This window comes from Kiloniella laminariae, assembly GCF_027214005.1.
Lineage (GTDB): Bacteria > Pseudomonadota > Alphaproteobacteria > Kiloniellales > Kiloniellaceae > Kiloniella > Kiloniella laminariae_A.
The window spans coordinates 138416-163461 of sequence record NZ_JAPWGY010000001.1; the positions used below are offsets into that span (position 1 = coordinate 138416).

Sequence of the window (25046 nt, forward strand, 5' to 3'; positions counted from 1 at the left end):
GCCATACACCAAGCCCGGCGGTGATGGGGAAACTGATCGTTTTTCCGGGATTATTCCAATATTGGCAAAGATAATGTTGCCAAGGTGAAATCACGCCTTGGCAAAAGGCTGGGGCTAACGTTAATCTTGCGGGAACAGGGAAAATAAACAGAGAAAACCGGATTGCGGAGAAAGGCAGAAAATGCCTCAAACGGTTCTCGTAGTTGAAGACGAGCCCCATATTGTCGATTCACTCAGCTTTTTGATGAAGAAGGCCGGTTTCGACGTCTTTATTGCACGCGACGGTGATGCCGCCTTGCGGATGGTGGAAAGCTGTCCGCCCGATCTGATGCTGCTGGATATTATGTTGCCACGGCGGGATGGCTTTGATGTTTTGAAATCGGTCCGGTCCAATCCGGCGTGGCGGGATATACGGGTCATCCTTTTGACGGCCAAAGGCCGTGACGTGGATCGTTTAAAGGGGATGGAACTCGGCGCTGACGATTTTGTAACCAAACCTTTTTCGACCAAGGAAGTTGTCCGGCTGGTTCGACAACATCTGGGTGTTGAAGAAAAAACGGCATAAGAAAACAAACATATTTTGACGTTGCGTTAAAGTCTGCCTCCTGCCGTCTCGCTTGAGAAAAAGCGGGTACCTGACTTGTCTGTTTTCTGGTGTTTGCTTAACCTTGCTGCTTCAATCGGGGAAGAAACATGAGACGTCCGGGTGAGAAAGCTGATCGGAGTATCGCGCTTTTCCTTTTGGCCGTTTTATTATTTAGCCCTCTGGTCCTGTCAATTTTTAGTCAGGAAACTCTGTTCCTGGGTCTGCCCCCTCTTTTTGCCTACCTTTTTGCGGCCTGGGGAGCTGTTATTCTTGCTGTAGGCTGGTCGTCCTGGCGCGAACAGGCGGATATGTCACAGGATCCTCTCTTGTCAGGGGGGGCAATCCCCGGGTTGGGTAATCTGGATGGAGACAAAGCACCGTTTGATCCCGAAAATGGCCTTCCATCCGGTGTGGAGCCGAGGGAAACAGGTTATCCTGAGCCAGATATCTCCTTGCCGTCTTCGCAGCAGACGATGAGTGAAGAAGCCAAGATTGGCGATAAAGGGGGCTCTCTTCCCAAAGAGCAAGATCTTTCGAAAGAAGCAGGAGCCAAGGATGCTGGTTGACTGGTTTATTGTCCTGGCATCGATTGGCTATCTGTTGGTCCTTTTTGCCGTTGCCTATATTGCAGACAAACGGGCGGAACGGGGGGCGGGGATAACATCGCACCCTTATATCTATGCCCTGTCTCTAGGGGTCTATTGTACGTCCTGGACCTTCTATGGTTCGGTTGGACGGGCGGCGTCTAGCGGACTGGATTTCCTGCCGATCTATATTGGTCCGACGCTGGTTTTTATTCTCTGGTGGCTGGTGATCCGAAAAATCATCCGCATTACCAAGGCGCATCGTATTACCTCGATTGCCGATTTTATTTCGTCGCGCTACGGCAAAAGTTCGCGGATGAGCATTCTTGTTACAGTGATCGCTGTCGTCGGGATCGTTCCCTATATTTCCCTGCAGCTGAAAGCCGTTGCCACCAGCTTTAATGTGCTCAAGCAATATCCTGAGGTGATTGCCCCCAGTTATTCACCGCCGATTGCAACTGTGGCTGATACGGCTTTCTGGGTTGCGTTGGTCATGGCGCTTTTTGCAATCCTTTTTGGGACCCGTACGGTCGATAACAGCGAACATCACGAAGGGGTCGTGGTGGCGATTGCCTTTGAATCCGTGGTCAAGTTGCTGGCTTTCCTAGCGGTGGGCATTTTTGTCACCTATGGACTTTACGATGGCTTGGGTGACCTTTTTGCCAAGGCCTCTGCCTATCCCGAACTGGTCAAGTTAATGACCTTCGAGCAGGAGGGGGCCTATACCACCTGGATAACCCTGACCACGTTGTCTATGGTCGCCGCAATCTGTTTGCCACGACAGTTTCAGGTGATGGCGGTCGAAAACGTCAACGAACCGGAACTGCGCAAGGGGGCCTGGCTTTTCCCACTCTATCTGTTGGCGATCAATATTTTTGTTCTGCCCATCGCTCTTGGGGGGCTGCTGCAGTTCCCGGATGGGGCCGTCAATGCCGATACCTTTGTCTTGACCCTGCCAATGGCGCACCATCAGGAATGGCTGGCTCTTTTTGTGTTTCTCGGTGGCTTGTCCGCAGCGACGGGCATGGTGATCGTGGCGACCATTGCCCTGAGTACAATGGTGAGTAACGATCTGGTTATGCCGGCGCTGTTGCAGTTGAAGTGGTTGGGGTTGACAGAAAGAGGCGATTTTACCGGCATAGTGCTCTTTGTCCGGCGCAGCAGCATTCTTTTGATTCTGTTTCTGGGATATGCCTATTTCCGCTTTCTGGGCGAAAGTGATGCTCTGGTCACGATTGGCCTGATTTCCTTCGCAGCCGTTTTCCAGTTTGCGCCAGCCATGCTTGGTGGCATGTTCTGGAAGGGAGGCAACCGGTCAGGTGCGTTGACGGGGCTATTCCTGGGGTTCATCGTCTGGGCCTATACGCTCTTGCTTCCGTCTTTTGCCAAGTCTGGAATATTACCCCTTTCCTTTATTACGGAAGGACCGTTGGGTATTGAACTGCTCAAGCCCTATGCCCTGTTTGACCTGCAAGGTCTTGATAACCTCACTCATGCCCTGTTCTGGACGACGGTAATAAATGTTGGTGCCTATGTTTTTGTTTCGCTTTACAGCAGACATTCAGCGCTGGAACGGGTGCAAGGTGCGCTTTTCGTTGATGTTTTTCGCTACGCAGATCAGGGGCCGCGGTCTCAAATCTGGCAGGGATCTGCGCTGGTGGAAGATCTGTTCAATCTCCTGGTCCGGTTTATCGGGCGGGCCCGGGCTGACCGGGCATTCAGCAATTATTTTCGGGACCGGGGGTTGGAACGCCGCCGGGTGACCACTGCGGATGCCGATCTGGTCAACTTTACCGAACGGCTGATGGCCGGAGCCATCGGAACAGCTTCGGCCAGGGTAATGATTTCCTCTGTCGTCAAGGGCGAGGCTGTCCGGATTGAAGAGGTGATGAAGATCCTTGAGGAGACTTCCCAGGTTATCGAATACAGCCAAAGTCTTGAGCAAAAGTCTTTCGAGCTGGAAAGTACTACCCGACAGTTGCGGGCAGCGAATGAAAGGCTCAAGGAGCTAGATCGTCTGAAGGATGAGTTTCTTTCGACAGTTAGCCATGAGCTGCGCACCCCCTTGACCTCTATTCGTTCTTTCAGCGAGATCCTGAGTGATCACCCGGATCTCGATGAAGCCGAGAAAAGCAGATTTCTCAGAATTATTGTCAAAGAGAGTGTTCGCCTGACCCGTTTGATCAACCAGGTGCTGGATCTGGCCAAGATAGAGGCCGGGCAAATGGAGTGGGTGGTTGAGAAGCTGGATGTGGCCAGAGTCATCGAGAATTCCATGGAGGCCATGAGTGCCCTGTTATCCGAGCGGACGATACAATTGGAGAAAGATATCTGGGCCAATTTGCCAGCGGTAAAGGGAGACCGAGATCGCCTGATGCAGGTAATTGTCAATCTGCTCTCCAATGCAGTGAAATTTTGCGATCCGGACAAGGGGCGGGTCAAGGTTTCGGTCCGCAGATCAGGACCTGAACTCGTGGTTTTGGTCTCGGATAACGGCCGGGGCATCCCCTGGATTTCCAGGGAAAAAATATTTGAAAAATTCCATCAAAGCCGGGAAGGTTTAACAGATAAACCCCATGGAACCGGGTTGGGTCTGAGCATTTCACGACAGATCGTCGAGTATTTTGGTGGACGTCTTGAGCTGGTTGAATCAAGCAACAAGGGATCCGTCTTTGGCGTTTTCCTTCCGGTGGAAGAAGGGAAAGACCAAATCCAGGTTGGCGAGTGAGGGGGATGATGTTTTGAGCCGGAGAGATCTAGAGGGGTGGATGCGCGATAAGATTGCACCTGTTGGGCTGATGGGGTAAAACCGCTCCAGTGCAGTGATCTGCAAAAGAGATAACACTTTTTCTGGAGCGCCGAATGGCATCATATCAGTATATCTATCAGATGGACGGGGTCTCGAAGACCTTTCCTGGCGGTAAACAGGTTCTGAAAAATATCCGTTTGAACTTCCTGCCCGGTGCCAAGATTGGTGTGTTGGGTCTGAACGGTTCCGGTAAATCGACTTTGATGAAAGTCATGGCAGGGCTTGATACCGAAATCAACGGTGAAGCCCGTGCAGCCGACGGTGTAAAAGTCGGTTATCTGTCGCAGGAACCTGCGCTTGATGCTTCAAAGACTGTTGCCGGTAACGTCTTTGAGGGCGTTGCCGAAACCAAGGCTCTGTTGGAAAAATTCGAGGAAATCAGCGCACGTTTTGCTGAAGTTGATCCTGATGAAATGGACGCCCTGATTGAAGAGCAGGGGGAACTGCAGGAAAAGATCGACTCGCTGGATGCCTGGGATCTGGATCGTCAGGTTGAGATCGCCATGGATGCATTGCGCTGTCCTCCGGGAGACGCTGATGTGACCAAGCTTTCCGGTGGGGAGCGTCGCCGTGTCGCACTCTGTCGCCTGCTGCTTTCCAGCCCCGACATGTTGTTGCTCGATGAGCCGACCAACCATCTTGATGCCGAATCAGTTGCCTGGCTTGAGCGTTTTCTTGAAGAATACAGAGGGACTGTGGTCTGTGTAACTCATGACCGCTATTTCCTCGATAATGTCGCAGGCTGGATCCTGGAGCTGGATCGTGGTGAAGGTATCCCTTACGAGGGGAACTACTCCAGCTGGCTGGAACAGAAACACAAACGTCTGGCACTGGAAGAAAAACAGGAAAGCGCCAAACAGAAATTTCTTAAGGACGAGCTCCAGTGGGTTCGTCAGGGAGCCAAGGCGCGTCAGACAAAATCCAAGGCGCGTTTGCAGGCTTATGAAAATCTGGTTCAGGAAGAGAGCCAGCGGGCACCGGATCCTGGCCGTATTGTTATTCCACCTGCTCCACGTCTTGGCGATCTGGTTATTGAAGCAACCAATATTGGTAAAGCTTTCGGAGACCGTTTGCTGGTTGAAGATCTCAGTTTCAAGATTCCCAAAGGTGCGATCGTTGGAATTATCGGGCCTAACGGTGCTGGCAAGACCACACTCTTCCGGATGATCACCGGGCAGGAAAAACCAGATAGTGGTACCCTGAATGTTGGGGATACCGTAGAAATCGGGTATGTCGACCAGAGCCGTGACGCCCTGGCTGCAGACAAGACCGTCTGGGAAGAAATCGCGGATGGTCTGGATATTATCGAGATTGGCAAACACACCTATCAATCTCGGTCCTATGTTGGTGCCTTTAACTTCAAGGGCGGAGATCAACAGAAAAAAGTTGGTCAGCTGTCTGGGGGGGAACGTAACCGTGTTCACCTTGCGAAGATGTTGCGCAAGAGTGCGAACGTTATTCTGCTCGATGAGCCGACCAACGATCTTGATGTTGATACTTTGCGGTCTCTTGAAGAGGCTATTCTTGAATACAGTGGCTGTGTCCTGGTGACATCGCATGACCGTTGGTTCCTTGACCGTATCGCGACCCATATTCTTGCCTTTGAAGGCGATAGTCAGGTTGTCTGGTTCGAGGGGAACTACGAGGATTACGAAGCTGACAGAAAGCGTCGCCTGGGGGCTGCTGCTGATCAGCCGCACAGGATCAAGTACAAACCTTTGAAACGCTAATCGTTCGAGCGATTAATCGTAAAATTCTTGAGAAAGGCCCTGATAATTGTTTCAGGGCCTTTTTTCTTTGATGATGAAATTTCGTTGGCGCAACAGGGAAAAGCTAGACACAAAAAAACCTGCCGGAAAGCCGGGCAGGTTTTTTTTATACATATCCGAAAGGTGTTTTAGCTGTTTGTTTTTGGAGCAAAATCACCAGCTTTAATCTTTTCCCGAAGTTTCTGGTTCAGGGTCGCAAGGTTGCCATCAACGCTTTTTAGTGCGGAAGTGTAATCCGAGCGATAGGTGTTCCGGAGGCTGATGCCTTCTGCTGCAACATCTGTGATAACAAAGCTCGCATCTGCTTTCTTTTCGACGCGCCAGAGAACCTGGGCGGTTTCACCATTTTCTGTTTTTACATCGCTGAAAACGATATAAAAATCCTGTTTTGGTGTAACCTTGGTTATCTTAAAGGCCGCCCCTGCGTAGTTGTTAAAGGTCGGCAGGAAACGCTGGACCATAATGTCTTCAAAGATCTGTTTGAATTCGCGACGGGCGGCTTCATCTGCGTTGCGCCAGTACTTGCCAATCACAAAGCTGGCAATGCCATCAAGATCAAAATTTTCGCTCATCAGTGCGCGAAATCTTGTTTCACGTTCGTCTTCACTGATATCGTTGTTGGCAAGGTGCGTGAGAGCCTTTCCCTGAAGAGCAACAAGGAACTGGCCTGCATCATCAGCTCTGGTCGCTTGTGAAAGGACCAGAGACAAAGCAGCCCCCATAAAGAGGGCTGTTGTAAGGGAGATAAGACGTTTCATCCGATTCATCTCAGTTTGCCAGATCGGAAACCTGATCATCTTCAGGGAAGATCTCTGTCAGACCTGGAGCCTGTGTTGGCTCGTATTCCCCGTCATTGATCTCGTTTTCACGTTTCTGATGATAAAGAGAGCGTACACGGGCATAAAAATCGATGGAATCACGTTCCAGTTCTTCGACAGTCTCGATGTTGCGCGAGCGTGTATCGATACCGTCTGCAACGCGGCGCCCAATCAGAACTTCTGTTCTGGCGATGTAGGTCAAAGGATCCATCAGGGTATCAGCGATCATGCCGACACCATCCCGGACGTTGGAGGGGCCGAGAATCGGCAGAACCAGGTAAGGTCCTTCTGAAACGCCCCAGGTTCCCAGCGTCTGGCCGAAATCTTCTTTGACATAGCTGTGACCGACAACATCGGCAACATCGGCAAGTCCGCCGGCACCAAGTGTCGTGTTGATCAGGAAGCGGGCAAAAGTATTTTCTGCTTTGGCAATGTCACCCTGAAGCAGGTCATTTGCGAGAATAACCGGCGTATAGGTGTTGCGGATAAAGTTTCGAACAACGTCCCGAACAGGTTCCGGAACAACAAAGCGATATCCCTGTGCCACCGGTTTGAAAATCAGGGTGTCAGCAACTTTGTTGAAGCCAAAAATAAAGCGGTTCACTGATTCAATAGGATCATTGTCCCCGGCTTCTACCGTTGGTGAGGCATCGGCCTGAGCCCACTGATCATCCTGGTTGCTGGATGCATCATCCTGCAATGCGGAGTTCGGCTGACTGGCGCAACCTGCTACGAGAACGGCGACAGCTGCAAGAGCTGTGACACGATTGATGAGTCGAGAATTGATCTCGGACAAAATACCTAACCCCACGACATTTCGCCTATCTTTGTTATTGTTCACCAGAGCTTCCCCCGAATTCCGAAAGTTTTGCATGCCTTAACCGCTGCGACTAAATTCCAGACACAAGCGAACACTCAAAATAAATAATCTTGGTACTGTATCTGTTTATATACCAGAAAGCTTACAAATTCCCTATGCTTTCGGGCACAAATACAATCTTGTGAAATTAATTATCACAGACATGGGGGTAAAACCAGTAATAAGCGCCATAAACCCGGGAGAGAAAGATGACTGTGGTATAAATGCACCAGTAGTGCGGCATTTATGTAAGTTTTTAGGGAATATAACTGGCTAAAGACCGAGAAATGTAATGATATTTTAATGGTTTCTCATCTTTTTGATGCTCAAATCGATTCGTGAGAAAACGCGACAAAAAAGCAACTAATTGGAAGGGACGCTTTAGTGAAGATACAACCCCGGGACGTCGATCCGCTTGTCTCATACCGGGGGCAGGTGCCTGCCGACTGGCTGGATTATAACGGGCATATGAATGTCGCTTATTATATGCATGTATTCTGTCATGGTACGGATGGTTTTCTGGAGTTTTCCGGCGCGGACCAAAATTATCGTGCGCAGACAGGCTGTTCGACATTTGTTGTCGAAAATCATGTGAACTATATGCGGGAGCTGCGCCTGGGAGCAAAAATGAGAGTTGAAACCCGGTTGCTTGGTTTTGATCGTAAGAAGTTGAGTTACCATCACACACTGTTTCACGATACAGAAGGCTATCTGGCGGCTACGTCGGAATGGATTTCAGTACATGTGGATCTCAAGCAGCGCCAATCTTGTCCCATGCCAGATTTCCTACTGAAAAATCTTGAGGAAATACTTGAAATACAAAAGAAGAAGCCTTTGCCGCTTAACATCGGGCGCTCGATTATGTCCTGGGCGTGACGTCTCCTGCGTGGTGGTGAAACTGTCTGGCTATATGCCCTGTCTATCTGTCGGAATGTTTGTCGAGAGGCCTGCCGATAGAGTATCTGTTTTCAGACTGTGTCGAAACAGCTTGAAGTGAAGGTCAATTTTCCTAACATGAAAGATATGAAACACAAATATCTTGCTTCGGCTTTTCTGTTCCTCGCTTTTATGCTGCCGCTAAAATCAGAGGCGGCTTGCGTCGATCCCCCTCAGCCGGAGGTGAATTGGCAAAGATGCAACATGGATGGCCTGGATTATGACGACGTTGATCTGACAGGAGCGCGACTACGCGATGCGAGTTTCTTACGCAGTTCGCTTAAAGGTGCAGACCTGACAGGGATTTCGGCTTTTCGGGTCAAGTTTATCAGCACGGAGCTGCATTCAGCAATTTTCAAATCAGCGTCTTTACCGGAAGCGGACTTTACCAAAGCTGATTTGACCGGGGCGGATTTCACCAGGGCAAATCTTAAGCGGGCCCGGTTTTTCAGGGCAAATCTCCGGGGGGCAATCCTGGCGAATGCACAACTCACGGATGCTGATTTGACCCGGGCTGACCTTTCTGGGGCACTCTGGCTTGATGGCAAGAAAATTTGCGCTGAAGGCTCAATCGGTCGCTGTGAGTGATCTGCCATAAAATTCTCTTTGACCAGGAAGAGTGCTGGATAGCGTTTTCTGAAAGCGTTACAACTGAATGACATGCAAAGGGGAGTGATACTGGCAAAATACTAGAGCCTGATTGTTGCCGGTACGGGGAGAACCATGTCAGAAAAACGGGCGCCAAGGTTGCCACTCATTCATCAAGTTCGTCTTTTTGTTCGGAATGAGCAGGTTGTGCTTTCCGTGCTGGCGATTGTGATTGGTGCTGCTGCCGGGCTGGCTGCAGTTGGTTTTCGTCATTTCATCGACATGGTCCAGTTATTTTTTTACGGTTTCTCCGGCCCGAATGTTAGTGAAGGTCTCATGGATCTGCCCTGGTGGCACATCGTTCTTGTGCCCGTAATTGGCGGCGGTATTGTTGGGGTTTTTATCCGTTATTTTCTGCCTGATGGGAAACCACAGGGTGTTCAGCATGTCATTGAAGGCGTTGCTCTCAAGGGCGGGCGGATGTCTTTCAGAACCGGCATCCGGGCAGCAGTCGCATCAGCTTTTTCAATTGGTGTTGGGGCGTCTGTAGGCCGTGAGGGACCGGTGGTGCATCTCGGTGCCAGCCTTGGTTCCTGGATCTCAAAGCGGCTTTCTCTGGGATATATTCTGTCGCGCACCCTGTTGGGCTGTGGGGTTGCCGCTGCTGTGGCCAGTTCTTTCAATGCGCCGATTGCCGGTGTTTTTTTTGCGCTTGAGGTCGTGGTCGGGCATTATGCGTTGTCTGCCTTTGCCCCGATTGTAATCGCATCGGTTGTCGGTACGATCATCAGCCGGATTTATTACGGTGATTTTCCTGCTTTTATTCTGCCCAAGGCCATGGCACTGGGGTCATTCTGGGAATTCCCAGCCTTTGCCCTGCTGGGTGTTGTGTCAGCCATTGCCGCTATTGCCTTTATGCGGTCGGTGATCTTTGCAGAAGACAAGATCGGTCAGCTGAAATTGCCTTTCTGGCTTCAGCCGATGGCGGGGGGGCTGGTACTCGGGCTGATGGCACTGGTTTTCCCCCAGATTATCGGGGTTGGTTATGAAGCAACAGATGCCGCAATTTCAGAGCTTTATCCGCTTTGGCTGTTACTGGCACTGATTGTTGTCAAGACGGCAGCGACGGCGATTTCATTCGGCAGCGGTTTTTCCGGCGGCGTCTTCTCGCCGTCCCTGTTTATCGGGGCGATGGTTGGCGGAGCTTACGGTATTATCGCGACCAGTTTTTTCCCGGAACTGTCATCGGGTTATGGGGCCTATACCCTCATTGGTATGGGGGCTGTGGCCGGGGCCGTTCTTGGTGCGCCGATTTCAACCATTCTGATGATCTTTGAGCTGACCAATGACTATGCTTTGACCATTGCTGTGATGATTGCGACTTCCTTGGCCACGGTGATTACGCAACAGGTCCACGGACGTTCCTTTTTTATGTGGCAGCTGGAAAGACGGGGAATTGAAATCAGGGGGGGGCGGGAAGCCAGCCTGATGCGCGGCGTGACGGTTGCCGACATGGTGCAGCAGGATATTACAACGATTGCACCCGATGCGGCTCTTTCCATGGTTCGACAGGAGCTCCGACGGACCAAGCTGGGGCAGGTGTTTGTTGTCGATGAGAAAGGGAGCCTGAAGGGAAGTATCTCTTTTATTGAACTGGCGGAAGGGCTGGAGCAACAGGAAGAGAGCGGTGAAGCCGCCACAGCATTGGGTATCGCCCGCCGCAAGCCCGTATTTCTTGTTGAGAACGCTAACCTTGAACAGGCGTTGCAGCTTCATGGAGCGAGCGGAGAGGTATATGTTCCTGTCGTGAACAACGCGGAGGACTGTGTGTTGAAGGGTGTCCTGCATGAACACGATGTGGCGCTGGCCTACAAGAAGGCGCTGGAACAGGCGAGAGCAGAAGAACGCGGGGAATCCTGATAGAAGATCAGAAGCTGTAACGTGGCAGGAAGCTGTGAAGTACAGGAGAGGATCATTTTAACAATCCCCTCCTGTTATCTAGGGCTTTCTTAGCAGAGTAGACCGAGTTTAATCCTCAAGCAGCAATCCGTCTTTTAGGGCAACGGTGCCAGCCACTTTGGCAACGACCATCCCGGGTTTGACAGCCTTGTGCTGCTTTGCTGTGAAAAAGATGCCATCCGTCCCGGCGCAGATGGGGGTACGGGCTTCGGTGGGATCTTCGGCTGTGGGGTCGATCAGGGTGGCGATCTGCTGGCCTTTTTTCACAACTGAGCCAAGTTCCAGACAATAGGTAACAAAGCCGGCACCGGGAGAGGTGATGATTTCACAGGCATTGGTACCGGTGGCGTCACAAAGGGCTTTGGGGAGGGGAGGGGCGCTGCCTTCAACAAGTCCCCGGCGAACCAGGAAATTGAACAGGGCGGTCGCATCCTTGGCCCCGATTTCATCTGAAACATCTGGGCGTCCCCGCAGCTCCACAGTCATGGACATGGTCGCCTGTGGAATGGGATGGTCGGGGTAAAGACGTCCAAGTTCCGCCCAAGGCCGGGTGTAGACTTCGTCAAAGCTGTTGCCGCCAGAATTTTCTGCCATCATCACGGCATAGGAGCCAAAGTCGGCCGCGAAGTCCTGGCAATCAGGCCAGTTGAGGCTTGAAATGTAGAGATAAGGCAGGGAATCGTCATCGCAGTGCAGATCGAAAACAAAATCTGCTTTTGCAGCTTCGCCAACCAGAAGCTTCCGCAGGCTGTCAAACTCGCTTACCGGGACAACCTCGTTGATGGCTTCTTGCATCGCGGAACGAATGATGTCGACATTTTCCGCTGCGTCTTTGCCCAGACGACCCTGGAGCCGGTCTTTGGTCATTTCTGTCAGATCGTACCAGCTGCGGTTAAAGTTCCCTTCTCCTCCAGTGTGCAAACGCCCCAGTAAAACGTCGCTGCTGAATTGATCAAGGCCAATTGGGTTGGCGTAAGGGACGACAACAATCTCGCCTTTGATCAGGCCTTTTTTGTCCGCGTCTTCCAGTTTTTGCAGAAGGTGGTGAGCTGCTGCCATGGCAGGAGTTTCGTCGGCATGAAGCGCGGCCTGGATATAGGCTTTCTTGCCAGGAGTACCGGCTCCATAGCGGTGGAAAATAACGGTTCTCTGGGTTCCGGGGGCTTCAGAGATAAGCGGGTGGCGCTCTGTTTGGCGGGCCATCTTTTGTCCTGTCTGGATTCTGTCTTGAATGGGGCCGTAGCATACCTGCAGGAGCAAAGATCAATCAATAGACGCTCGTGCGTTAAAAGAGGGTGAGCTTGCGGGCGGCCTGCGCTATAAACCAGTCATGATGGACGAATCGCAACATAACTCGATAGATAATTCTGCAGGGCTTGCGCCCTATATGGATGGTCTGAACACGGCTCAGCTTGAGGCCATTCAGGCGACTGATGGCCCTGTGCTGGTACTGGCTGGTGCAGGCACCGGGAAGACCCGTGTGCTGACAACGCGTCTGGCGCACATTCTGGCGACGGGGAAGGCTTTTCCCGGGCAGGTCCTGGCGGTGACCTTTACCAACAAGGCTGCGCAGGAAATGAAAGAGCGCGTCGCCTCGATTCTGAACCTGCCAACAGTCGAGCGCTGGTGGTTAGGGACTTTCCACGCCGTTGCTGTTCGGATGTTAAGGGCGCATGCCGAAAAGGTCGGTCTTGGCAGTGATTTTGCCATCATTGATACGGATGATCAGCTTCGTTTGATCAAGGCGTTGCTGAAAGAGCAGAATCTCGATGATAAAAAATGGCCGCCCAAAGCGGTGCTTGGGGCAGTACAGCGCTGGAAAGATCGAGGGCAGGGACCCGATCAGGTTTCGACCAACGAGGCCCGGGAATTTGCCGGTGGCCGGATCCACAAGATCTATGCGAGCTACCAGCAGCGCCTGAAAGAGCTGAATGCCTGTGATTTTGGCGATCTGTTGTTACATACCCTGATGATCTTTCAGAAATACCCGGAGGTACTGGCCGATTACCATCGCCGTTTCCACTATATTCTGGTCGATGAGTATCAGGATACCAACGTGGCGCAGTATCTCTGGCTACGTTTGCTGGCACAGGGCCATCAGAATGTCTGTTGTGTCGGGGATGACGACCAGTCCATTTATGGTTGGCGCGGGGCCGAGGTCGGCAACATCCTGCGTTTTGAAAAAGACTTTCCCGGGGCCAAAGTTGTTCGACTAGAGCGCAACTATCGTTCCACCGGACGAATTCTGGCGGCGGCTTCCTCTGTCATCAGTCACAACGAAGGCCGTTTGGGCAAGACGCTCTGGACAGACGACGAAGAGGGGGAGCCAATCCGGGTTCGCGGCCTGTGGGATGGGGAAGCAGAAGCCCGTTTCATTGGCGAAGAGGTCGAGAATTATCAACGGCAGGGCAAATCCCTGGATAGCATGGCCATTCTGGTGCGTGCCGGTGCCCAGACCCGTGAGTTCGAGGAGCGGTTTCTGACGCTGGGTATCCCCTATCGTGTTATCGGTGGGGCACGTTTCTACGAGCGGCTGGAAATTCGGGATGCGCTGGGATATTTGCGTCTGGTTAATTCTCCCGATGACAGTCTGGCGTTTGAGCGAATCATTAACACTCCCAAGCGCGGGCTTGGCCCGGCTGCGGTGAGTGTTGTCCATACGCTGGCACGAGAGATGAACTGTTCGCTGTTCAATGCCGCGTCTGAGATTGTGGAAACCGATGAATTGCGCCCCGCTGCCCGCAAGGCCATGGCCGGATTTGTCACACAGATGCAACGCTGGCATGGCCTTAAGGCCGATATGTCGCCACCGGAGTTGGCGGATCTGGTGCTGGAAGAGAGCGGATACCTGGAGTTCTGGCAGAATGACAAGTCTGTTGAAGCCAAGGGACGCGTCGAGAACCTGCGCGAGCTTGTCAACGCGCTGGGTGAATTCGAGAGCCTTGCCAGCTTCCTTGAACATGTCAGTCTTGTGATGGATACAAACCGGCAGCAGGGGCAGGAAATGGTGTCGATTATGACCTTGCACGGCGCCAAGGGACTGGAGTTTGACACGGTATTCTTGCCAGGCTGGGAAGAAGGTCTGTTCCCCAATCAGCGGGCTATGGACGAGCAGGGATTAAAGGGGCTTGAGGAAGAACGCCGTCTGGCATATGTCGGTTTGACCCGGGCAAGGCAGAGGGCTGTGATTTCCTTTGCGGCCAATCGCCGGATGCATGGCTCCTGGGCGTCGGCCATTCCCTCGCGGTTTGTTGACGAGTTGCCGCCCGAGCATGTCGAACGCGAAAGTGACCGGGGGATCTATTCAGCCCCGCTTGAACCATCCTATGGCGGTTTCGGCAGTGGGCGTTGGCAGGATACCGATCGGGCCTTGAGTCCAGGAATGCAGCGGGCTCGCGACTACCAGAGCGGAGAATCCCAACTGGTTCGCAAGGCTGCGCAAAAAATATCTGAAGGCAAAAGCGGCTTTAGCAGAGGTGAAAAGGTTTTCCATCAGAAGTTTGGCTATGGATTGGTCACCTCTGTAGAAGGCGAGCGTCTGACAATTTCATTTGATAAGGCGGGCACGAAAAAAGTGCTGAGCAACTTTGTTGTCCCCGCATCACAGGCAGGAATGTAATGAGCGAAAACAACAGCGCCGTCTGGTGCATTTCCTTTGATGTGCCCGAGGCTCATCTGGCGATCTATGAACTGGCCCTTGAGCCTTTGGAAGGGGCAATTGTCGTGACCAATCCGGATGCGGCAGGGATGATTTCGGCCAAGGTCTATGTCGATGGCAAACCATCACAGGATCAGGTCGAGAAACTCTTGTCTGATACGGCTGATGTCATGGGTGGCAAAATGCCTGGAGTTTTGATTGAACAGCTTCCGGATATCGATTGGGTTGCGGAAAGCCAGAAAGCTCTGCCACCAATCGTCGCCGGAAAGTTTTTTGTGCACGGTTCGCATATCACCCAGGCTCCCCCGGAAGGATCTGTGCCTTTGCTGATCGAAGCCAATGTGGCCTTTGGTACCGGACAGCATGATACGACCAAGGGCTGTCTGATTGCGCTGACGGATCTGGCCGAAGATCGTAAAGTCAGCTCAGCACTGGATATGGGATGTGGGTCTGGGATCCTGGCGATGGGGATCAAAATCCTCTGGGATTGCCCGGTGTTGGCAATCGATATTGATACGGATTCAGTTCGTGTCGCGCTTGAAAATGCAGCCTTGAACAAAGTATCCGGCATTACGGGGATTTGTGGAGATGGTTACGCCACGGCCGAGGTGTCCGAGCAGACGCCCTTTGATCTGATCGTTGCCAACATTCTGGCAGAACCACTTTGCCAGATGGCGCCAGATCTGGTGAGAAACCTTGCACCTGAAGGTGTTGCGGTCCTTTCCGGATTGTTGATTACCCAGCAGGATCAGGTCGTGAAGGCACATGAAGCACAGGGGTTGAAGGTTATTCGCGAACTCCATCTGGGGGAGTGGGCAACACTGGTTCTGTCTCGGTAACAGAACTCTTTATCTGTCTTTACTGACGGTTAGGATTCTGGGGGTATGCTGTTGTAGCATGATTTCACTAACCTGCCTGCCCCTGAGATTGCTTCGCCCTGTAAAGGGGGATTTGATCAGTGCTATCGCGCTGGTCATCCTCCTTGTCAGCCCGTTTCCGACTTCGGCACAGGATCTGGGTGAAGTCGAGTTGCTGGGAAAGCAGATCCCTGTGTATCTGGATGACCCGGAAGCCAGTGTTTTTGGCAAGGTCGTTTCCTCTATCCGTCAGGAAAGCCAGCTTGATCTGGCCCTTTCGATTCTTCCACCGCAGAGGGCATCAAAGCTTTTTGCATCGGGCAAGGGGGATATCCTTATTCCCTATCCACTGAATCAGAAAAATGTGAAGACACCCGGGCAAGAATTGGGAGGCGCGTTTGTTGCCTCAAAATCACTGGCCATGATCAACCGTCATGTTCTGACCTTGTCGAACAAAAATACTGTGTCTTCACCAGAAGACATGAAGGGCATGAAAGTCGGGATTTCTTTGGGGTATGCCTATGGGAATCTTGAGGAGATTGACGGCATCAGGTTGATTAGCGCGACCAACCAGACTTCCCTGGTCAAGATGCTCTATTCAGAAAGAGTAGACGCGATAGTCTCTTTTCCTTTTGAAGCGCAAATAATCGCGCGGAATCTGGCGCTTGGTCCTATGCCCTGGTTTGATCCAGATTATGTTCTCTCAAGATCCAGCATCGTTATGCTGTTTCGGGATACGGCAAGAGGAATAATATTGCAGAGTAGAATCAATGGGGCGCTTGAGAAATTGAGGCAAAGAGGCGACCTTGAGATGATTGCAGAGGCCTTCGAAGCCGAACAGAAAAAGTAAAAAACGATCAATCAATATCTGCGGGTTCTTTAATCAGAATAAAAAACGCGACGGAGAAAAAACTCCGTCGCGTTTTGCCAATGCAGTCGCGGGCATAAGGGGGGATTATGCTGCGCGAGCTGCCTTGTTCAGGTTTTCGGCTTTCTTGTTGTCTTTCGTTGAAACGAAATCTGAAGAAGAAAGGAAAGCAAAACCAGGCTTGAAAGACTTCGCCTCTTTTTCAACTGCTTCTGCATAGAGGCTGTTGACAGTTGCTTCGATGTTGCCACGGCTCAGACCGATATCGTTCAGTTCACGGTCATTCAGGTCCCAGAGCTGGCGCACAGTTGCGCGGCGTTCCATGTAGCTTTTAAAGCTCTTTACGATACCGGAAACTGCTGCATAGATGCGGTAAGCTTTGGTGTAACGGTGTGGTGCAACAGTTACCAGAACTGGTGCGTTTGCGATTTCCGTGCGTGCTGTGGTGGCCGCGGAAAAACCGAGTGTTGAATTTTTCATCGATCTGACTCCTAAATTTGATTTCGCGGCCCGGCTAAGTGTAAGATCACTCAGGTGTTAAACACTCGCCGCCGTGTTGTTGACATCATATCTAGCTCATTTTGTTGTTTTCGCTAGCGGTGATTCTGCACTTCAGCCATGCATTTTGTGAATATTTGTGAATAAGTATTTGATATTGTTTTTTATTTAGCCATGTCAAAGCTTGTGTTGCCCCCAGCTGAAAGCTCGGATAATCTTCGAAAAACAACATTGTATATTGTATAAAGGAACTCAAAATGCCCAAAGCGACGAACAGTGATCACGCTGTCCGGCTTACAAGCTTACGCGCGCAGCTATCAGAAGCAGGTTTTGACGGCTTTATCGTGCCGCGTACAGATGAACACCAAGGCGAGTATGTTCCTTCCCAGGCGCAGCGCTTGCGTTGGTTGAGCGGCTTTTCCGGATCGGCAGGCCTGGGCGTCGTACTGGCAGAGCAGGCGGCAATCTTTGTTGACGGACGTTATACAATTCAGGTTCGGCAAGAGGTGGACGAAAGTCTTTTCACCTACAGGCATCTGATCGAAGAGCCTGCTTCCGAGTGGCTTGAACAGAAAGTGCAGCCGGGGATGAAGATTGCCTATGATCCCTGGTTGCAGAGTGAGGCCCAGGTCAAGTCCTTGCGTGAGGGAGTCGAAAAAGCGGGCGGAGAACTGGTTGCTGCGCTGGAGAATCCTCTGGATCAGGTCTGGTCTGACCAGCCGGCGCGTCCAAGCAGTAAATCGATGCCCTATGATATGGCTCATGCAGGTTGTAGCTCGAAAGAAAAGCGAGAAGAAATAAGCCGGAGCCTGAAGTCCAGTGGTGCAGATTGTGCTGTGCTCAGTCTTCCGGATTCCGTTGCGTGGCTGCTGAATGTTCGGGGAGAGGATGTGGCGCATACTCCACTGGTTCTCTCCTTTGCCGTTGTTCATGCTGATGGCGAGGTTCAGTGGTTCGTTGATAATGAAAAAATTACGAGCGAGACCCTTTCTGCACTGGATAATATGGTAGAGATTGCAGAGCCGGGTGCTCTGGAGGGTCGTCTTGCGGCCTTTGCCAAGGCGGGTAAAAAGGTTCTGATCGACCCGGCTACCTGTCCTGAGCGGGTGGCGACTGTTCTGGAGCAGAACGGGGCAAAGCTGGTGCGAGCCATGGATCCCTGTCAGAGGCCGAAGGCCCGTAAAAACCCTGTCGAGCTTGACGGTCTTCGGGCCTCGCATATTCGTGACGGGGCGGCGATGGTGCGATTTCTGAAATGGGTGACAGAAACAGCCCTGACCCGGGCAGGAACAGATGATCCTGTGACTGAAATGGAAGCGGCAAACAGGCTGTTGGAGTTCCGCAAGGAGGTGCCGCTGTTTCGGGACCTTTCCTTTGATACGATTTCAGGGGCGGGGCCAAACGGCGCGATCTGTCATTATAAGGTGACAGAGGAAAGCTCCTTGCCGTTAAACCGGGATGAGATCTTTCTGATCGATTCCGGAGGGCAGTTTCTGGACGGGACGACTGATATTACCCGGACGGTGATTATCGGTGCAGCCAATGATGAAATGAAAGACCGCTTCACCCGCGTGCTCAAGGGCCATATTGCCCTGGCAACAGCAAAATTCCCCAAAGGGACGAGCGGGATGCAACTGGATAGTATGGCCCGGAAACCTCTGTGGGACGCGGGGCTGGATTATGACCATGGTACAGGGCATGGCGTGGGCTGTTTCCTGGGGGTTCATGAGGGGCCGCAGCGTATAGGCAAGAACGTTTCTCCTGCGCCACTCGAGCCCGGCGTTTTCCTTTCCAATGAACCTGGATACTACAAGGCCGGGGAATATGGGATCCGGATTGAAAACCTGATGATTGTCCGGGAGGCCGGGAAAATGGTCGGGGTGGAGATTCCGCTTTACGACTTCGAGACCGTTACACTTTGTCCGATTGATCTGCGACTGGTTGATCGCACTATCATGACTGCGGAAGAGGTAACCTGGCTTAATGACTATCATGCCCGCGTTCGCAGAGAACTGACTCCCCTGTTGGATGATGAGCACAAAACCTGGTTGGAAGAGGTGACGCGTCCAGTTTAGGTTCCTGCAAAAAAAAGCAGAATGATATTCGGGGGTGGCTTTAAGCTGCCCCCGATTGTTTTTGCCTGGGTTTCTTCTTGTTGCGTGGATGGGGTCAAAAACGGGTGTCTTCAGGATTCTGGTTACGGAGCCAGGACAGGAAAGCCTTGAGATTGCTGGAGACCATTCCCGGTTTATACAGGAGGTAATAACCTGCATATTTATTGCTGTTCAGGGAGAAGAGCTCGACAAGTCTCCCGGCGGCAATGTCCTGGCTTACCCAGTTGGAAGGCAGTGTACCTACTCCCTGTCCATCCCGGATTGCATCGCGCATCAGATGTCCAGGTAGATGGATGCGGGCAGAATGCTTTTTGGGATCTATGTTATTTTGGCTCAACCAGTATTCCCACTCGGCGTGGTAGTCATCAACATCACAAACCCAGGGAAGCTTTGTGATGTCCTGGGGTGTTGATACGTCAATTTTTTTCAGCAGGCTGGGAGAGACCACAATGCTGGTGTAGCTTTGCATCAGCTTTTCGACTTCATAGCCTGTCCAGTTGCCACTACCGTAGCGAATGGCCAGATCGTATTCTTCTCGCTTGATATCGATCACTTCACTGTTGGCGTTGAGCAGAAGTTCGATCTCGGGGTGGAGGTTGCGAAAGTCACTCAGGCGCGGCAGGAGCCAGAAGGTGGCAAAAGAGGGCGTCATGGTGATCCGCAGCGGGCGTTCGCTGTCGCTCTCCTGCAGTTCCTGCACAACCTCGTCAATGATATCAAAGCTGCTGCCCAGGGCTGTGCCGAGTTTTATTCCTGCTTCGGTGATGGCTACGCCCCGTCCTTCCCGCCGGGTTAAGGGGGTGGCAAACCATTCCTCAAGACGTTTGATCTGCTGTGCTACAGCGGCGTGAGTAACGTTTAGCTCACGGGCGGCATGACTGAGATTTTTGTGCCGGGCGACAGCCTCAAAGGCACGTAATCCGGAAAGGGGTGGGAATTTACGCATCTCTATATGTAATAAAATCTAACATATCTAGATTTTTCCTGATTTTGATTTCTCTCAAATATCACTGATATTAATGAGAATAAATCTTCATCAGGAGAGTGGCAATGCTAAACATTCTAGCTAAATCTTACATTATAGCGGCGCGGATGGATCGGGTTTTTTATCTGGATACACCGGTTTCAAACGGCCAGAAAAATACAACGACGAACCTTTCTGAGACTAAGAATGTTCCTGGCGATAAGAAAGCTGTGTCCTCCCGGAAGCGGGAGATGATCTCTAAACTGCCATCCCTTCCGACAATCTGCCACGGTTAGCAGCTTCATCCGGTGTGAAGGCAATTAAGGAATTTATGAGGCTGGTGTTGTGCTGGAACTGAACCATCGTTTTCTTTTTGCTGAACGTGAGGTTGCCTGGGGTGTTTCAGGACAGGGGGATCCCTTGGTCCTGATACACGGCACCCCTTTTTCTTCGCAGGTCTGGCGCAATATAGCACCTTTGCTGGCACAGAAATGGACGGTCTATTATTTTGACCTTCTGGGCTATGGGCAGTCGGATAAAACGGCGGGTGCAGATGTTTCTCTTGGTATTCAGAACCGCCTGCTGAACAGTTTACTGGCCCATTGGAATCTGGAGAAGCCAGAGGTGCTGTGCCATGACTTTGGCGGTGCGACGGCTCTTCGGGCCTATTATCTCAATGGTTTGCGTTACCGCAGGCTTACACTTGTTGACCCTGTGGCTTTGGCGCCTTGGGGCTCGCCTTTTGTACAGCATGTTCGAACACATGAGGTGGCCTTCGCCGGACTTCCCGATTATGCGCATGAAGCGCTGCTGACCGCTTACCTGCAGGGGGCAGCTCATAATCGTCTGAGTGAAGAAACCCTGCAGATATACAAAACGCCCTGGCAAGGCGATATCGGTCGTCCGGCTTTTTACCGTCAGATTTCACAAATGGATACTGGTTATACGGATGAAATCGAACCTCTTTATGGAAAGATGTCCTGCCCGGTCAGAATCCTTTGGGGAGAAGAAGATCAGTGGATCCCTGTCAAGCAGGGACAGAAGCTGGCAAAGGTGCTAGAGGCAGAGAAGTTTCAGATTGTTCCCGGCTCTGGTCATCTCATGCAGGAAGACCGCCCGGAAGCGATTGTTGCGGCCATGCTTGCTTAGGTTGGTGAAGTCCTGCACCTGTAGCGGTGTCAAGTCTTGCGTAACAGTTTGACTGAGGCGAGGAGAGCTCCGCCGACAATCAACAGGCAGGCCCCCGCCAACAGCCAGCTTGGTTCTGCCTTTCCAGAAAAGACCAGCACGAGAGTGCTGAGCAGAGGTGCGCCATAGGACAGGGCGCCGAGAACCTGAATGTCGCCGTGCTTGGTGCCATAATCCCAGACAAAAAATGCAAGACCGACAGGCCCCAAACCCAAGGCGAGAATGGCCAGCCACTGCAAACTATCCGGCGCGATCCAGGTTTCTGTCGTCAGATGAAAGATCAAACCTAACAGGGCAGTTGCGGCACAAAATCCCGAGACGGCTTCGGTGGGGACGCTACTGAACCGTCGATTGAGCACCGAATAGCCAGACCAGGTCAGGGCACAGGCGACAGCAGCAAGGTAACCGATGTAGTGTTCGGCTTCCCAGGCCAGGGATTGCCCTTTGGTAACAATTAATACCGCCCCTGAAAGGCCCATCAATGTTCCGGCAATATGAAACCAGTAGAGACGTTCCCCCGGTAACAGAGCTGAAAAAAACACAATTAATAAAGGCCAGAGATAGGCAATCAGGCTGGCCTCGACCGCAGGGGCATTGGAGAGGGCAATAAAATAAAGCAGGTGATAGCCAAACAGACCGCCAACGGATAGCATCCAGACAACAAGCGGTTGTTTGACTTTGCGCAGACTATCTTTGCCTTTACAGGCCAGGATAATGAAGCCGGAGAAAGCGGCAATCGCAAAGGATAGGCCAAGCAGTTGAAAGGTTGGAATGCCCTGAGCCCATGTTGTGAACAGAGCAAGGGAGGACCAGAGCAAAATGGCTATGCCCCCGATGACGGTTGCCCGAAGTGTTTTGCCATCAGCAACCGGTAATAAAGTCGTGTCTGTCATCGGATTTGTTTCTATGTAATTGCTGCTGTTTCCTTAGGGAGGAAACGACAAGCTAACCTGAAAATGGTTTCGGGTCTTGGTCTGTATTCCGAAAAATTTGACAGCTGTTCCGTTTGTGCTCTGCGGAAGGGGCGCGGGTTGTTTCAGGAACGCTTGTCTTTACGCTTCTGTCCTGGCGCTTCGGCAAAGAACTTGCGATAGGCACGGTTGAAACTGCTCTGTTCCGGGTAGCCCACAGCAAGGGCGATATCGGCCAAAGATCGGGAACTCCCGTTGATCAGCTCTCTCGCCCGCTCAAGGCGAACCTGGGTCTGATATTCTCCGGGCGTGAGGGAAAGAGTTCCCTTGAAAAGATTGTGCAGCTGGCTTACCGAGAGACAGGCTGCCCCTGCGATATCTGCAGATGCCAGTTTGCGGGTATGATGCTGGCGTATAAAAGCCAGAGCTTTTTCAAGCTTTGCCGGAAGGTTTTTCTCCGGGCCCTTGCCATTTTCGGCAAGGGAGAGAAGCAGAAGCCGGATTGCCTTTTCAGCGGCAAGGCCCAGACCTGTTTTGTCCAGCTCCAGAGAAGTGTAACGGGCGAGATGGTGCAGGCGATCATCAAGCGGGAAAAATGCCTTTTTGTGCGCCTGATCCCAGAGATTCATGAGGGTCTGGTCCTGCTGGAATTGCAGGATTGGCAGATCGACGACCGTAAAGCTGTTGATCCCGGAACCCTTGTAGGCATGACTGTCATTGGCGCTGATCAGGGCTGCGCAATGTTCACCGACGTAGCCGCTGTGGGTCTCGACTTCCAGTTCCAGCTTCCCCGACCCAGGCAGGATAAGCTGGTGAAAGTCACTGTGACTGTGGCGACGCTCTTCACTGTCATAACTTCGGAATTCAGCTTTCATGGCGTTATCTTAGCAGTCCCTGGTTTGCCCACCCAGTAAAAACAGTTTTGCCTGTCTTTGTATCGTCTGCTTCTGGGGCTCGTCTGCTTCAGGAGGTGGCAACGAGGGCGTGCCAGTCTTCCTCGCTCAGGACTGTGACACCCAGTTCTGCTGCTTTCTTGAGCTTGGAGCCGGCATCGGCACCTGCAATGATATAGTCGGTTTTTTTTGAAACAGACCCAGCAACCTTGGCGCCCAGGCTCTCTGCCTTTGCCTTGGCTTCATCCCGGGACATGGTCAGAAGTTTGCCGGTAAAGACAACCGTCTTGCCTGTTACAGGAGAATCGCTACTGACTTCGAGAACGAATTCCTGGATTTCGATCTGGGCACGGAGTGCTGCCACGGCTTCCCGATTATGGGGTTCGCCAAAAAAGGCGATGAGATCACCTGCCATAGAGGCGCCGATACCATCGATAGACAGGAGCTCCGGCAAAGCATCGCTTTCCGGATCATGGGCAAGGCGCATGACGTCTTCTACCCGGTCAAGGGTGCCATAGGTCTTGGCCAGGAGTTTGGCCGTCGCCTGCCCAACCTGTGGAATGCCCAGGGCGTAGATGAAGCGGTCCAGCCCGATCGTGCGCTTGGCTTCTATGGCGGCAAAAAGATTGTCGGCAGACTGTCGCCCCCAGCCGGGCTGGTTGCGCAGGGGAGTGAGGCTCTTTTTATCGCGCTCACCAAGGGTAAAGATATCTGCAGGTGTCTTGATCTGTCCCTGTTCAAAAAAGAAGCGGACCTGTTTGTCACCCAGTCCTTCGATATCAAAAGCATTGCGACTGACAAAGTGTTTCAGGCGCTCCACGGCCTGTGCAGGGCAAACCAGACCACCGGTACAGCGGGTGACGACTTCTCCTGCTTCCTGGATGGCCAGCGATCCACACTCCGGACAGTGGGTGGGAAAGACAAAGGCAACAGAACTATCCGGGCGTTTGTCGAGCAGAACCTCGACGACCTGGGGAATAACATCACCCGCGCGCTGGATGACAACAGCATCTCCTTCGCGGACATCCTTGCGAACGATCTCGTCCCGGTTGTGCAGTGTTGCGCGGGAAACCATGACGCCGCCGACAGATATGGGTTCCAGATTGGCGACCGGTGTAAGAGCCCCGGTCCGACCGACCTGAATAGTGATCTGATTGAGGCGGGTAATCGCACGTTCAGCGGGGAATTTATGGGCGATGGCCCAGCGTGGCGCACGGCTGACAAACCCGAGCCTTTCCTGCCAGTCCAAACGATTGACCTTGTAGACTATGCCATCGATCTCATGATCCATATCCGGGCGATCAACCATGATGCCTCTGTAATACGCCAGCAGACTGCTGCTGGAATCACAAAGTTGCCCCGGATTTACAGGGAGACCCCAGCTCTGCATCCGTTCGCGCACTTCGATCAGGTTTTCGCCAAGCGGGGCAGACGTCTCGCCCCAGGCATAGGCATAAAAATCAAGGGGACGGGCGGCAGTGATAGAGGGATCAAGCTGACGCAGGGAACCTGCCGCAGCGTTGCGGGGATTGGCAAAGGTCTTGCCTCCTGTCGAGGCCTGGCGGCTGTTGAGTTCGAGAAAACGATCCCGTCGCATATAGACTTCGCCGCGGATTTCGAGAACATCGGGATAGCCACTACCCGCAAGCTGGTGCGGAATGGAGGCGATGGTTTTCACATTGGCGGTAATGTTTTCACCTTCAGCCCCATCACCCCGGGTGGCAGCCTGTATCAGCATGCCTTTTTCATAGCGGATAGAGCAGGACAGGCCATCGATTTTTGGTTCGGCAAAGATCTGTATTTTTTCGTCCTTGCCCAGACCAAGAAAGCGTTTGATACGACCCAGGAATTCTTCGACATCCTCATCCGCAAAGGCATTGCCAAGCGAGAGCATCGGGACACTATGACGGATCTTGCCAAACCCGGAAGAAGGGGGGGCGCCGACCGTCTCGCTGGGGCTATCTGATCTGATCAGATCAGGGAATTTCTGCTCCAGTGCATTGTTGTGGCGGCGCAGGCGGTCATAGTCACCGTCCGATATTTCCGGCGTGTCCTGCTGGTGATAGAGAATATCGTGTTTTGCAATTTCCTGTGCCAGGGCGGATAATTGTTTTTCAGCCTGCGCCGGAGACAGTTTTTCAACCGGCTGATCGAGGAACGCCAGAATTTCTTTCGATATCGTCAAGG

At 52.2% G+C, this 25046-nt stretch carries 20 protein-coding genes; 12 read left to right on the top strand and 8 right to left on the bottom strand.

Features of this window, described 5'->3' with window-relative positions; all coding sequences use genetic code 11:
• Positions 1-181 precede the first annotated feature (181 nt).
• From O4H49_RS00655 to ettA, 4 genes are all read left to right on the top strand, one after another.
• Positions 182-565 (top strand): response regulator transcription factor, encoded by a 384-nt coding sequence (locus O4H49_RS00655; RefSeq protein ID WP_269421475.1) that lies wholly within the window; start codon positions 182-184, stop codon positions 563-565.
• Between the two features lie 128 nt (positions 566-693).
• Positions 694-1152 (top strand): hypothetical protein, encoded by a 459-nt coding sequence (locus O4H49_RS00660; RefSeq protein WP_269421476.1) that lies wholly within the window; start codon positions 694-696, stop codon positions 1150-1152.
• Positions 1142-3898 carry a sensor histidine kinase gene (locus O4H49_RS00665; protein ID WP_269421477.1) on the top strand — a complete coding sequence of 919 codons (2757 nt, stop codon included), beginning with the start codon at positions 1142-1144 and terminating at the stop codon, positions 3896-3898. Before O4H49_RS00660 ends, O4H49_RS00665 begins: the two co-directional genes overlap by 11 nt.
• A 134-nt stretch (positions 3899-4032) precedes the next feature.
• Positions 4033-5709 (top strand): energy-dependent translational throttle protein EttA, encoded by a 1677-nt coding sequence (gene ettA / locus O4H49_RS00670; protein ID WP_269421478.1) that lies wholly within the window; start codon positions 4033-4035, stop codon positions 5707-5709.
• A gap of 167 nt (positions 5710-5876) precedes the next feature.
• On the opposite strand, the gene O4H49_RS00675 is transcribed toward ettA, so the two are convergent.
• Together O4H49_RS00675 and O4H49_RS00680 are read right to left on the bottom strand one after the other, a co-directional pair.
• Positions 5877-6506, bottom strand: coding sequence for an MlaC/ttg2D family ABC transporter substrate-binding protein (locus O4H49_RS00675; protein WP_269421479.1), 630 nt, complete (start codon positions 6504-6506; stop codon positions 5877-5879).
• A gap of 10 nt (positions 6507-6516) precedes the next feature.
• Positions 6517-7407, bottom strand: coding sequence for a VacJ family lipoprotein (locus O4H49_RS00680; RefSeq protein WP_269421480.1), 891 nt, complete (start codon positions 7405-7407; stop codon positions 6517-6519).
• Between the two features lie 402 nt (positions 7408-7809).
• Between O4H49_RS00680 and O4H49_RS00685 the strand changes: the two genes are divergently transcribed.
• The 3 genes from O4H49_RS00685 to O4H49_RS00695 all read left to right on the top strand — a co-directional run bounded on the left by O4H49_RS00685 (position 7810) and on the right by O4H49_RS00695 (position 10869).
• Positions 7810-8301, top strand: coding sequence for a thioesterase family protein (locus tag O4H49_RS00685; RefSeq protein ID WP_269421481.1), 492 nt, complete (start codon positions 7810-7812; stop codon positions 8299-8301).
• Positions 8302-8448: 147 nt separating this feature from the next.
• Positions 8449-8949, top strand: coding sequence for a pentapeptide repeat-containing protein (locus O4H49_RS00690; protein ID WP_269421482.1), 501 nt, complete (start codon positions 8449-8451; stop codon positions 8947-8949).
• A gap of 135 nt (positions 8950-9084) precedes the next feature.
• Entirely contained in the window at positions 9085-10869 is a 1785-nt protein-coding gene (locus O4H49_RS00695) for a chloride channel protein (RefSeq protein ID WP_269421483.1), read from the top strand.
• Positions 10870-10977: 108 nt separating this feature from the next.
• On the opposite strand, the gene O4H49_RS00700 is transcribed toward O4H49_RS00695, so the two are convergent.
• The gene (locus O4H49_RS00700) at positions 10978-12111 is read right to left on the bottom strand and encodes a succinylglutamate desuccinylase/aspartoacylase family protein (protein ID WP_269421484.1); all 1134 of its coding nucleotides are present in this window, start codon (positions 12109-12111) and stop codon (positions 10978-10980) included.
• A gap of 127 nt (positions 12112-12238) precedes the next feature.
• Between O4H49_RS00700 and O4H49_RS00705 the strand changes: the two genes are divergently transcribed.
• The 3 genes from O4H49_RS00705 to O4H49_RS00715 are packed head-to-tail and all read left to right on the top strand — an operon-like array spanning position 12239 to position 16273.
• Complete coding sequence (locus tag O4H49_RS00705) at positions 12239-14527, top strand: ATP-dependent helicase (RefSeq protein ID WP_419715199.1); 2289 nt, start codon at positions 12239-12241, stop codon at positions 14525-14527.
• The gene (locus O4H49_RS00710; protein ID WP_269421485.1) at positions 14527-15405 is read left to right on the top strand and encodes a 50S ribosomal protein L11 methyltransferase; all 879 of its coding nucleotides are present in this window, start codon (positions 14527-14529) and stop codon (positions 15403-15405) included. Before O4H49_RS00705 ends, O4H49_RS00710 begins: the two co-directional genes overlap by 1 nt.
• Before the next feature lie 58 nt (positions 15406-15463).
• Positions 15464-16273 (top strand): substrate-binding periplasmic protein, encoded by an 810-nt coding sequence (locus O4H49_RS00715; protein WP_269421486.1) that lies wholly within the window; start codon positions 15464-15466, stop codon positions 16271-16273.
• A gap of 105 nt (positions 16274-16378) precedes the next feature.
• Here the strand turns inward: O4H49_RS00715 and O4H49_RS00720 are convergent, their stop codons facing one another.
• Positions 16379-16771, bottom strand: coding sequence for a DUF1127 domain-containing protein (locus O4H49_RS00720; protein ID WP_269421487.1), 393 nt, complete (start codon positions 16769-16771; stop codon positions 16379-16381).
• A gap of 275 nt (positions 16772-17046) precedes the next feature.
• Here O4H49_RS00720 and O4H49_RS00725 point away from each other — a divergent pair, with 275 nt between their 5' ends.
• Positions 17047-18864 carry an aminopeptidase P family protein gene (locus O4H49_RS00725; protein WP_269421488.1) on the top strand — a complete coding sequence of 606 codons (1818 nt, stop codon included), beginning with the start codon at positions 17047-17049 and terminating at the stop codon, positions 18862-18864.
• Positions 18865-18958: 94 nt separating this feature from the next.
• On the opposite strand, the gene O4H49_RS00730 is transcribed toward O4H49_RS00725, so the two are convergent.
• Complete coding sequence (locus O4H49_RS00730) at positions 18959-19849, bottom strand: LysR substrate-binding domain-containing protein (RefSeq protein ID WP_269421489.1); 891 nt, start codon at positions 19847-19849, stop codon at positions 18959-18961.
• 363 nt (positions 19850-20212) lie between these two features.
• Here O4H49_RS00730 and O4H49_RS00735 point away from each other — a divergent pair, with 363 nt between their 5' ends.
• A complete protein-coding gene (locus O4H49_RS00735) occupies positions 20213-21016 on the top strand; it encodes an alpha/beta fold hydrolase (RefSeq protein ID WP_269421490.1) in 804 nt (267 codons plus the stop codon).
• 29 nt (positions 21017-21045) lie between these two features.
• Here the strand turns inward: O4H49_RS00735 and O4H49_RS00740 are convergent, their stop codons facing one another.
• The 3 genes from O4H49_RS00740 to ligA form a co-directional block, all read right to left on the bottom strand.
• A complete protein-coding gene (locus tag O4H49_RS00740; protein ID WP_269421491.1) occupies positions 21046-21948 on the bottom strand; it encodes a DMT family transporter in 903 nt (300 codons plus the stop codon).
• A 143-nt stretch (positions 21949-22091) separates the two neighbouring features.
• Positions 22092-22841, bottom strand: a complete 750-nt coding sequence (locus O4H49_RS00745; RefSeq protein ID WP_269421492.1) for a helix-turn-helix domain-containing protein — start codon at positions 22839-22841, stop codon at positions 22092-22094.
• 88 nt (positions 22842-22929) lie between these two features.
• The gene (gene ligA / locus O4H49_RS00750) at positions 22930-25044 is read right to left on the bottom strand and encodes an NAD-dependent DNA ligase LigA (protein ID WP_269421493.1); all 2115 of its coding nucleotides are present in this window, start codon (positions 25042-25044) and stop codon (positions 22930-22932) included.
• Positions 25045-25046 lie beyond the last annotated feature (2 nt).

Bases quoted from the DNA above. Each gene is read 5' to 3' on its own strand.
- O4H49_RS00745 (WP_269421492.1), bottom strand. From the start codon at position 22,841: ATGAAAGCTGAATTCCGAAGTTATGACAGTGAAGAGCGTCGCCACAGT.
- O4H49_RS00730 (WP_269421489.1), bottom strand. From the start codon at position 19,849: ATGCGTAAATTCCCACCCCTTTCCGGATTACGTGCCTTTGAGGCTGTC.
- O4H49_RS00675 (WP_269421479.1), bottom strand. From the start codon at position 6,506: ATGAAACGTCTTATCTCCCTTACAACAGCCCTCTTTATGGGGGCTGCT.
- O4H49_RS00665 (WP_269421477.1), top strand. From the start codon at position 1,142: ATGCTGGTTGACTGGTTTATTGTCCTGGCATCGATTGGCTATCTGTTG.
- O4H49_RS00655 (WP_269421475.1), top strand. From the start codon at position 182: ATGCCTCAAACGGTTCTCGTAGTTGAAGACGAGCCCCATATTGTCGAT.
- O4H49_RS00695 (WP_269421483.1), top strand. From the start codon at position 9,085: ATGTCAGAAAAACGGGCGCCAAGGTTGCCACTCATTCATCAAGTTCGT.
- O4H49_RS00715 (WP_269421486.1), top strand. From the start codon at position 15,464: ATGATTTCACTAACCTGCCTGCCCCTGAGATTGCTTCGCCCTGTAAAG.
- O4H49_RS00700 (WP_269421484.1), bottom strand. From the start codon at position 12,111: ATGGCCCGCCAAACAGAGCGCCACCCGCTTATCTCTGAAGCCCCCGGA.
- O4H49_RS00725 (WP_269421488.1), top strand. From the start codon at position 17,047: ATGCCCAAAGCGACGAACAGTGATCACGCTGTCCGGCTTACAAGCTTA.
- O4H49_RS00660 (WP_269421476.1), top strand. From the start codon at position 694: ATGAGACGTCCGGGTGAGAAAGCTGATCGGAGTATCGCGCTTTTCCTT.
- O4H49_RS00705 (WP_419715199.1), top strand. From the start codon at position 12,239: ATGATGGACGAATCGCAACATAACTCGATAGATAATTCTGCAGGGCTT.
- O4H49_RS00690 (WP_269421482.1), top strand. From the start codon at position 8,449: ATGAAACACAAATATCTTGCTTCGGCTTTTCTGTTCCTCGCTTTTATG.
- O4H49_RS00740 (WP_269421491.1), bottom strand. From the start codon at position 21,948: ATGACAGACACGACTTTATTACCGGTTGCTGATGGCAAAACACTTCGG.
- O4H49_RS00710 (WP_269421485.1), top strand. From the start codon at position 14,527: ATGAGCGAAAACAACAGCGCCGTCTGGTGCATTTCCTTTGATGTGCCC.
- ettA (WP_269421478.1), top strand. From the start codon at position 4,033: ATGGCATCATATCAGTATATCTATCAGATGGACGGGGTCTCGAAGACC.
- O4H49_RS00720 (WP_269421487.1), bottom strand. From the start codon at position 16,771: ATGAAAAATTCAACACTCGGTTTTTCCGCGGCCACCACAGCACGCACG.